Source organism: Devosia sp. LjRoot16 (assembly GCF_964252795.1).
GTDB lineage: Bacteria > Pseudomonadota > Alphaproteobacteria > Rhizobiales > Devosiaceae > Devosia_A.
Window position 1 is genome coordinate 507,655 of the sequence record NZ_CAXUPH020000005.1, and the last position, 9,003, is coordinate 516,657.

The window sequence follows — 9,003 nt, forward strand, 5'->3', positions numbered from 1 at the left end:
ACGATTACGGCACCTTGGCCGGGTCGATACCGGGCACCGGGCCCTGTTCTTCCACAGCGGGGCCGTAGTCGCCGGTCACGACCGTCTCATTGCTGCACGCCTGATGCTCCTTGTCGTGGATGATGTAGAACTCCTGCATCTCGAGCGAGTAGTGCATTGCCACTTCCAGATACTGCCCGGGGTGCCAATCCTTTTCGAGCACATAGGACACGGCTTCGCCGAGCGGCAACATGTAGGTGATCGTGGTGCCAGCGGGGATCATGACGTCGCCATCGTTCTTGAACGAGACGAATGGTCGTCCCGGGGGTGGGTCCCACCGCCAGACCACCGTGCAGTAAAAGGACACTTCGCCCTGCATGTACCAGGGCTTTTCCGGCTCCGGCTGCGGTAACTGCCCGCTGCGATCGGGCTGCACCTTCATGGAACAGGCAGCGATCGAGGTCACGCTCCCAACGTCGATGGCGATGTCCACCACAGTGCCCGGGTGCCAATCGGCTGTCACCTTGTACTGCTTCTGGATGTTCCCGGGCTGAATATAGACGGTGATCACAGTTCCGACCGGGATCATCTTGCCGGTGTCGTTGGTCAGTAGGACCCCACTGATCTGGTCTCCGTCCCAAGCCAGTTTGCACTCCGTCCCGGGCGTACCCTTGGGCAACCGGCCGGGCTGCGTGCGGTCGGCTCGTTCCTCACTGCCGCCCTTCTCCCCCTGTTCGATCGTCGGCCGATCCGGTTCGGTTGGTCGGGTATCCCGTGTCTGGCTGAAAGCCGGTGTCGCGCCGGCCACCACCACCGCGGCCATCAGGGCCAGCGAAAATCTCTTGAATGCGTCCATCTCAGGCTCTTCCTGCTGGCGGCCCCAATGCCGCGCTGATGAGCAGGAATACGGTTTTCCGACTGAATGTGCGATGATATCCGTATTTATCGCGGGTTCATCTTGCCAAATCCGTTCACATGGCGAAAAATACTCGCCATGAGAATTCCTCGATCGGAGGGTGGCACCGTCTCGTCGGCTCCTACGCCTACATCCCGACCTCGGACCACGGTGTCCTCAGGGGCGGGGCCGCCGTGCACCATAGCCGATGCCGGTATGTGCGGCGAACGACCCGGCGACGCTGAGTGGAATAGCGATCGAGACCGATCCAGGGACCGGTCTCGTGGCTAAGCAGTCACCCCTCAGGGTGGGCGGGTCGCTGGCCCAGGTGGGCCGGCGTTCCCGGCCTAGGGCAGGATCACCTCAAACGAGCACTCGTAGTTCTCGAGGCTGCCGGCGGGAAGTTCGATCGTGAATTCGCCACCCGGGGGATAGGGCGATCCAAGGGTGAATTCCTCGATGCTGCCGTCTGGCATGGTGATGATGACCTTCGTGCCCGCGGGCAGTGTGCCGCCGCTGGTGTTGACAAAGAAGAGGATCGAGGGCGTCGGCTCCCACGCATACTGGTGGTCATAGACCTTGCACGAGAACTGGTCCGATTGGATGGACACCCAACCTTCGGGGGGTACCCAGTCTTGCCCAGCAGGCTGATCCTCCGGCTCCGGCTCCGGCTCCGCGGCGGGAACGGGATCGTCCGTCGGCATCTCGGGCTCCGGCGACGACTTGAGTTTGAGCGAACACTCGGCATCGTCGGGCAGTTCCGCCAGCTTGACGGGGATAGCAAGCGACTGGCCGGGCGCCCAATCATCGGTGAGCTTGAACAGTTTCTGGACGTTGCCCGGCTGCATGTAGAACGTCACCACAGTACCGGCTGGAATCACCTTTCCCGTCCCGTTGACGGCAAGGATCTCCGGCCCGCCATGGCCCTCCTTGACCAGGCACCTGACGCCCTCGGTGGACTTGGGCAGGCGCTGTTTCTGCCCGGGCTCGACGCTCCCGCCGCCCTCGTCGCCGTGTTCGATGATCGGCCGGCCCTGCTGAGGCCGGGTGTCGCGCGTGTCCTGCGCAAATGCCGGGGCTGCCCCGGCAACCAGTATCGTCGCCAATGCGGCGATCGAAAATCTCTTGAACGCGTCCATCTCAAATTTTCTCTCTGCTTGCGGTCCCAATGCCGCGTCGATGGACACGATTTGCCAGTTCAGGGCTGAATACCTCATGATATCCGTATTTATCGCGGGTTCATTTTAGAAATGCCGCTCAATTGACGGAAACGGTGATGTGCCAGCACGCGGCCGGCCGACCCATTTCGCCAAGTGCCACACGGTCTTTATTTTCGGCGCTGCCGCCCCTATAACCGCCCACCACCATTGCCACACATGCCAAAACAGGGGTGACCGCATGGCCGGCCATTCACACGCCAAGAACATCATGCACCGCAAGGGCAAGTCCGACGCGGCTCGCTCGAAGGTGTTTTCGAAACTCGCCCGCGAAATCACCGTCGCCGCCAAGCTCGGCATGCCCGATCCGGCGTTCAATTCCCGCCTGCGCCTGGCGGTCATCAACGCCCGGGCCCAGTCGATGCCGCGCGACAATATCGAGCGCGCCATCAAGAAGGCGAGCGGCGCCGACACCGAGAACTACGAAGAGATCCGCTACGAGGGCTATGGCCCGGGCGGCGTCGCTGTCATCGTCGAGGCGCTGACCGACAACCGCAATCGTACCGCTTCGAACGTGCGCTCGACCTTCTCCAAGAACGGCGGCGCGCTGGGTGAAACCAACTCGGTCGGCTTCATGTTCGATCGGGTCGGCGAGATCTTCTATCCGGCCAAGGCCGGTTCGGAAGACAAAGTGATGGAAGCGGCGATCGAGGCTGGGGCCAACGATGTCGAGAGCGACGAAGACGGCCACTGGATCTACACCTCGTTCGAACAGCTGAACGAAGTGGCGGCGGCGCTCGAGAAGGTGCTGGGCGAGGCGGAGTCGGCCAAGTTCATCTTCAAGCCGCAGAACGAAGTGCCGGTGGATGCGGAAAAGGGCGCGACGCTGCTCAAGCTGATCGGCATCCTCGAAGAGGACGACGACGTGCAGAACGTCTACAGCAACTTCGATATTTCCGACGAAAACATGAGCAAGATCGAAGCCGCCTAAGCGGCTTCGACTTGGAGATCGAAGCCGCCTAAGAGCGGCTTCGACATGGAGATCGAGGCCGCCTAAGAGCGGCTTTGACTTGGAGATCGAAGCCGCCTGAGAGCGGCTTGGTTTGACACATTCGGGCCCAGGCACTAGTTCGGGCTCGTTACGCCGAAAAAACGCAGGCCGGTTAAGGTGAGTCCGGCCCTCCCGCGAGGGAGATTGTCCCGCCCCAAAAAGGCGAAGGACCCACGGCAAGCCGACGAGCGTCCGATCCCCGGGCGCCCGCTGCTTGTTGGGATATGGGTCGATGCATCACCGCCAGCTACATGCCCCCATGCCGCGTGCGCCACGGAGCCGGTCGTCCGACCGTTCCACCACCCGCATCAGGACATCACCATGCAGTTCAATCACGCCAACTTCGCCGTCGCCGATGTGCGCGCGGCTGCCGAGTTCTTCACCCGGCATTTCGATTTCGCCGTCGTCGGCGAAGCGCACGACAATTTCGTCGTCCTCGCAGGAGAGGGCGGCTTCGTCCTCAACTTCATGGCGACCGGCAAGGCCGAGGCCAGCTACCACAAAAACTTCCATATCGGCTTCTTCGTCGGCAGCGTTGCCGAAGTCCGGCTGAAGCACGCCGAACTCGTCGCCGCTGCCTACGGTCCCGGTGAGGTGCAGCAGTTCAGCCGCGGCGGCAGCCGGACGACGACATTCTACTGCGAGGCGCCCGGCGGCTTCCTCGTCGAAGTCGCCACTACCGCAACGGATCAGGCAGCGGCGGCCGGCAGCGTTTCGTAATGCGCGATGGACGTGACTGCGATGCAGTTGCGTCCATTCTGCTTGGCCGCATAGAGCTGCTGATCGGCCAGCCGGAACAGTTCGGCGAAGGGCAGATGGCGATCATACACGGCGCCGCCGACGCTCACCGTCAGCTGGTGCGGTTTGCCTTCGGGCGCGAATGCGGCCGCGTACACCGCCTGCCGCAGGCGCTCGGCCACCGCCTCGGCGATCAGCAGGGTGGTGCCGGGGAGGTACACCGCGAATTCTTCCCCGCCGATCCGGCCGACCAGGTCGGCGGAGCGCAGCACGGCGCGGATCGAGCTGGCGATCAGCCGCAATGCGGCGTCGCCCTGCTCGTGGCCATAGGTGTCGTTGATCGCCTTGAAGTTGTCGGCATCGACCACCAGCAGCGTGCCACGCATGCCGTTTTCGGCGAAGCGCGCGTCGGCCAGGGCTTCCTCGACTTCGCGGGTGAAGGCGCCGCGGTTCAAGAGATCCGTCAGGGTGTCGGTGGCGGCGTGGCGGCGCAGCAGCTCATGGGCGATGGCGAGTTCGCGCAGCTTGCTCAGGAGGAAAAACAGGATCGGGCCCGCGAGGCCGAGCGGCACCAGGATATCGACAGTGATCGACCAGCGGAGGTCATCGGGGCCGAGGTTATGGAAGTTGAACGAATCCACGAACAACGCGACAGCGACGCAGCCGAACGCCCCAAGTGCAGTCCAGAGGAAAACGCGGCCCCATCCGGTGGGTGAAAAATCCAATGCTCGCGTCCCTTCAGCACTTCTGCGCAGAGGGCCGGAACGGTAGGCGGCGCGTGTTGAAATCGCCTCAAGCCACCGGATCGGATTTTATCTATCGTCGTCTATCCATCGTTCCCTGTGGCGGTCAGCTGATCGCCGCGCTCATTGCCGCAAGGTCGGCATCGCCGGCATTCCGGCCGAGTTCGACACGGTTGCGGCCGGCGTGCTTGGCCTCATAGAGACGACGGTCGGCGATCTGGAACAGCTCCGAAAAGCCGGAGTCGCCGGCGCATACGGCGCCGCCAATGCTGACCGACAGCCGTTGCGCGATACCGTCCGAAGTGACGAACAGGGCGTTCACCGCGGCGCGAATGCGCTCGGCGGCAGCGTTGGCGATATCGTGTCCGGCATCCTTCAGGAACACGCCGAATTCCTCGCCGCCGATGCGGCCGACTAGATCGCCGTCGCGCACGCTGTCGCGGATGGCGCCGGCGATCAGCTGCAGCACCTCGTCGCCCCGCTCGTGACCGAAGCGGTCGTTGACGGTCTTGAAGTGGTCGGCATCGATGACCAGCAGCGTGCCGTAGCCGTCGGTCTGGCCGAGGCTCGAGCTGACCCGCGAGGTGAAGGCGCGACGGTTGAGGCAGTCGGTCAGCCAGTCGGTGGAGGCGAGCTTCTCCAGCCTGCGGTTGGCATCGCGCAGCTGGGCCGAGCGCACCTGCAGGAATAGCAGGATCGGGCCGCCAAGCGCGGTGGGCATGCCCAGCGCCAGTACGGTGCCGACAGTGTTCATCCCTTCGTTGAGGGACATCATGACGAGATTGGACATCACCCAGGACCCGACCGTCGACGCGGCGAGGATCAGGGCCGTGCGCTGCCAGGCGATGCGCCATTCGGAAGCCGGCAGTGCAAGCTTGTTCATTTCCGCGTCCCCCGGAGTGAATGCCTTGGGCTTACGGGAGCAATGCTTGAATGCTGATTAATTCGCCGATGAATTCGCAGACCCGGATCGTAGCTAAATCGGTGCAGTGTTTCTGTTTCGTTCACAAAGCCCTTGGTAGGCTCCGGCTCCTGACCTAAAGCTTCGAAATGGCTGAAACAGTGCGAATCATCGGGATCGATCCGGGGCTGCGGCGCTGCGGCTGGGGGATTATCGAGAGCAACGGCAACCGGCTGAGCTTTATCGCCTGCGGCACGATCACGCCGCCGGTGGATGGGATATTGGCCGACCGGCTGGTGGCGTTGCATCGCGGCATCGCGGCGGTGCTCGACGAGTATGCACCCGAGGAGGCGGCGGTGGAGGAGACCTTCGTTTCCGCCGGGGCGCGCTCGGCGCTGCAACTGGGCCAGGCGCGCGGCGTGGTGCTGATGACGCCGGCTTTGCGCGGGCTGCCGGTCGGCGAGTATGCCGCCAACCTGGTCAAAAAATCGGTGGTCGGCACCGGCCATGCCGAGAAGGCGCAGATCCAGATGATGATCAAGATCCTGCTCCCCACCGCGACATTCAAGGGCGCCGACGCGGCCGACGCGCTGGCCATCGCGGTCTGTCACGCCCATCATCGCGCCATCCGCAAGCTGAGTGTTCCTGCATGATCGGCAAACTGAAGGGCATGGTCGACGGCTTCGGCGGCGACTACGCGCATCTCGACGTCAACGGCGTGGTCTACGAAGTGTTCTGCTCGGCCAAGACGCTGGCGGCGCTGCCGCAGGTCGGCCATGCGGCGGTGGTCCATACCGAGATGATCGTGCGCGAGGACATGATCCGGCTCTACGGCTTCTTCACCGAAGCCGAGAAGGCCTGGTTCACCACGCTGATGACGGTGCAGGGCGTCGGCAGCCGGGTGGCGCTCGCCATTCTCTCGGTTCTCACCCCATCGGAACTCGCCAGCGCCATCGCGCTGCAGGATAAGGCGATGGTCGGCCGGGCCAACGGCGTCGGCCCCAAGCTGGCGGTCCGCATCGTCACCGAACTCAAGGGCAAGGCGCCGGCAGGCGCGATCGACGCCGGTGTGCTGGGCTTGCAGGCGGCGCTGGGCGAAGGCGTCGCCGCCGGCAATGTATCCGACGCGGTCTCGGCGCTCACCAATCTCGGCTATTCGAGCGCCCAGGCCTCGGCTGCGGTGGCGCGGGTGGTTGGCCGCGAAGGCGACGACGTGCCGACGGACAAACTGATCCGGCTGGGGCTCAGGGAGCTCAGTTCGTGATTGGCGGCGCAGGACCGCGGGACCGCCTGATTGGCATCTTCGTCCTGTTCGCCATGCTGCTGGCGACGGGGCCTACCATTCTGAACTTCATCGATTTGGTGATCCATGGTCCGACGGCTTCGGCGCTGTCGTTTCTCTTCCCAAGCTCGGTGCTTTACGCGTTCTGGTGCCTTGCTGTTGTTCTGCGTTCGGCGGTTCGGGCACCGATTGGCCTATGGGAGCACCTCATCCTGCTGCCGCTGAGCGTCGCAGTGTTGATCGGGACAGCCTCAGTCTCGTGGGGCTGGTTCGATTGGTTGCCATCAGGCCCTTCGTTCAAACGGGACGGGCTTCGCTTCTTCGAACTGGTAACCACCTTTCCCTGGCTGGCCATTCAGTACATAGGGATAATGGTCATCGGCTCGCGGGTCGGGACGCGAGACAGGATATGAACGCCAGCCTGAACCCCCGCCTATGGGTTAGTAACATGCCTTCTGCCATCGAGAATCTTGAGAAGCTAATACTCCCGAAGGTGGACCCTCTGGTGATCCCCGACGCGGTAATGCTTGTCGCAAACGAACTAGGGCTAACCGTCACGCTTACCTGCAGGGATGCGCCGGAACAGTATGAGATCACGAGAGGTGCTGCGCCATGCGGCTACATCCGGGTGCGGTGGGGCGGAATGTCCGTTAGCTACCCTGACGCAGGTGACGAAGACCTGTTTGCCGGCCCCGTCGACGGCTTCGGCGGCTTCACCGACCACGAGCGGGAGGCTAAGCTGCTCCTGGCTCTGGGCCTCATCGCGGCGCGGATGTTGAAGCTTTGACCGACCTCACCTCGGCCCAGGCCGGTCGCGACGACCCGCTCGATGTTTCGCTCCGCCCGTCCGGCTTTTCCGAGTTCATCGGGCAGGCCGAGGCGCGGGCCAATCTCGAGGTGTTTATCCAGGCCGCCAAGCAACGCGGCACCGCGCTCGATCACGTGCTGTTCGTCGGCCCGCCGGGGCTCGGCAAAACCACACTGGCGCAGATCGTGGCCCGCGAACTGGGCGTCGGGTTCCGCGCCACCTCCGGTCCGGTGATCGCCAAGGCCGGCGATCTCGCGGCGCTGCTCACCAATCTCGAAGAGCGCGACGTGCTGTTCATCGACGAAATCCACCGGCTCAACCCGGCGATCGAGGAAATCCTCTATCCGGCGATGGAGGACTATCAGCTCGACCTGATCATCGGCGAAGGGCCCGCGGCGCGTTCGGTGCGGATCGACCTCGCCAAGTTCACCCTGGTCGGCGCCACCACGCGCGCCGGGCTGTTGACCACGCCGCTGCGCGACCGCTTCGGCATTCCGATCCGGCTGAATTTCTACACCCCCGAAGAACTGGTGAAGATCGTCGAGCGCGGTGCCCGCCTGCTCGGCATCGGCATGGCGCCCGACGGGGCGATGGAAGTTGCCCGCCGCTCGCGTGGCACGCCGCGCATTGCCGGCCGGCTGCTCCGGCGGGTCACCGATTTCGCGCTGGTCGATGGCGCCAAGGAGATCACCCGCTCGGTCGCCGACAAGGCGCTGCTGCGGCTCGACGTCGATGCGCGCGGGCTCGACCAGCTCGACCGGCGCTACCTCAAGGTGATCGCCGATTTCTATGGCGGCGGCCCGGTGGGGATCGAAACCATCGCCGCAGCGCTGTCGGAACCGCGCGATGCGCTCGAAGAGATCGTCGAGCCTTACCTGATCCAGCAGGGGTTCATCCAGCGCACGCCGCGCGGCCGGATGCTGACGGCTTTGGCCTTCCAGCATATGGGCATCAGTGTCCCGCAGGGGTTTATCGGCATGCAAGGCAGCCTGTTCGAGGAGCCTGGCGAGGAGTGAGCGAACCGGCATTTCGGCCCCGCGTCCACATCATCCTGCTCGGCGTCGCCAATGTCGCTCGGTCGGCAGCGTTCTACGAAGCGCTTGGCTGGCAGCGGGCGCCGACCAGCCACGCTGGTTTCGTGAAATTCGACCTGGGCGGCATGGCGCTGGCGCTGATCGCGAAGGCCGATCTCGCCAAGGATGCTCTGGGCCTGCCGGGTGATCCCGGTGCTTCATCCGGCCTGGCGCTGATCTACTGCGCCGAGCATCCCGATGACGTCGCCCGGTTGCTGGCACAGGCGGAGCGGGCGGGCGCCACGATCGTCAAGCCGGCGACGAAGACCCAGTGGGGCACTGCCGGCTATTTCCGCGACCCTGATGGCCATCTGTTCGAGATCGACCACGAAGAGGTCTGGGCGTTCGACCGGGAGCATCATCTTGTCGTCTGAGT

Annotated in this window: 12 protein-coding genes; 8 read left to right on the forward strand and 4 right to left on the reverse strand. The window is 64.1% G+C overall.

The window, feature by feature from the left end; all coding sequences use genetic code 11:
* Positions 1–4 precede the first annotated feature (4 nt).
* Both ACSQ23_RS23785 and ACSQ23_RS23790 read right to left on the reverse strand, forming a co-directional pair.
* Complete coding sequence (locus tag ACSQ23_RS23785; RefSeq protein WP_436092113.1) at positions 5–835, reverse strand: hypothetical protein; 831 nt, start codon at positions 833–835, stop codon at positions 5–7.
* A gap of 386 nt (positions 836–1,221) precedes the next feature.
* The gene (locus ACSQ23_RS23790; protein ID WP_055999628.1) at positions 1,222–2,013 is read right to left on the reverse strand and encodes a hypothetical protein; all 792 of its coding nucleotides are present in this window, start codon (positions 2,011–2,013) and stop codon (positions 1,222–1,224) included.
* A 259-nt stretch (positions 2,014–2,272) separates the two neighbouring features.
* On the opposite strand from ACSQ23_RS23790, the gene ACSQ23_RS23795 reads away from it, so the two are divergent.
* The gene (locus ACSQ23_RS23795; protein WP_436092114.1) at positions 2,273–3,022 is read left to right on the forward strand and encodes a YebC/PmpR family DNA-binding transcriptional regulator; all 750 of its coding nucleotides are present in this window, start codon (positions 2,273–2,275) and stop codon (positions 3,020–3,022) included.
* 381 nt (positions 3,023–3,403) lie between these two features.
* Complete coding sequence (locus tag ACSQ23_RS23800; protein WP_436092115.1) at positions 3,404–3,802, forward strand: VOC family protein; 399 nt, start codon at positions 3,404–3,406, stop codon at positions 3,800–3,802.
* On the opposite strand, the gene ACSQ23_RS23805 is transcribed toward ACSQ23_RS23800, so the two are convergent.
* A complete protein-coding gene (locus tag ACSQ23_RS23805; protein WP_436092116.1) occupies positions 3,772–4,461 on the reverse strand; it encodes a GGDEF domain-containing protein in 690 nt (229 codons plus the stop codon). The genes ACSQ23_RS23800 and ACSQ23_RS23805 overlap by 31 nt on opposite strands.
* Positions 4,462–4,669: 208 nt before the next feature.
* On the reverse strand, positions 4,670–5,446 hold the full coding sequence (locus ACSQ23_RS23810) for a GGDEF domain-containing protein (RefSeq protein WP_055999634.1): 777 nt from the start codon (positions 5,444–5,446) through the stop codon (positions 4,670–4,672).
* 167 nt (positions 5,447–5,613) lie between these two features.
* Between ACSQ23_RS23810 and ruvC the strand changes: the two genes are divergently transcribed.
* The 6 genes from ruvC to ACSQ23_RS23840 are packed head-to-tail and all read left to right on the forward strand — an operon-like array spanning position 5,614 to position 9,001.
* Complete coding sequence (ruvC, locus tag ACSQ23_RS23815) at positions 5,614–6,117, forward strand: crossover junction endodeoxyribonuclease RuvC (protein WP_055883141.1); 504 nt, start codon at positions 5,614–5,616, stop codon at positions 6,115–6,117.
* A complete protein-coding gene (gene ruvA / locus ACSQ23_RS23820) occupies positions 6,114–6,728 on the forward strand; it encodes a Holliday junction branch migration protein RuvA (protein WP_055883142.1) in 615 nt (204 codons plus the stop codon). Before ruvC ends, ruvA begins: the two co-directional genes overlap by 4 nt.
* Positions 6,725–7,159 carry a hypothetical protein gene (locus tag ACSQ23_RS23825; RefSeq protein ID WP_436092117.1) on the forward strand — a complete coding sequence of 145 codons (435 nt, stop codon included), beginning with the start codon at positions 6,725–6,727 and terminating at the stop codon, positions 7,157–7,159. The genes ruvA and ACSQ23_RS23825 overlap by 4 nt, the downstream gene beginning before the upstream one ends.
* Positions 7,156–7,533: a hypothetical protein gene (locus ACSQ23_RS23830; RefSeq protein WP_055999640.1), complete on the forward strand. Its 378-nt coding sequence runs from the start codon at positions 7,156–7,158 to the stop codon at positions 7,531–7,533. Before ACSQ23_RS23825 ends, ACSQ23_RS23830 begins: the two co-directional genes overlap by 4 nt.
* Positions 7,530–8,570: a Holliday junction branch migration DNA helicase RuvB gene (gene ruvB / locus ACSQ23_RS23835; RefSeq protein ID WP_055999643.1), complete on the forward strand. Its 1,041-nt coding sequence runs from the start codon at positions 7,530–7,532 to the stop codon at positions 8,568–8,570. The genes ACSQ23_RS23830 and ruvB overlap by 4 nt, the downstream gene beginning before the upstream one ends.
* Complete coding sequence (locus ACSQ23_RS23840; RefSeq protein ID WP_436092118.1) at positions 8,567–9,001, forward strand: VOC family protein; 435 nt, start codon at positions 8,567–8,569, stop codon at positions 8,999–9,001. Before ruvB ends, ACSQ23_RS23840 begins: the two co-directional genes overlap by 4 nt.
* Positions 9,002–9,003 lie beyond the last annotated feature (2 nt).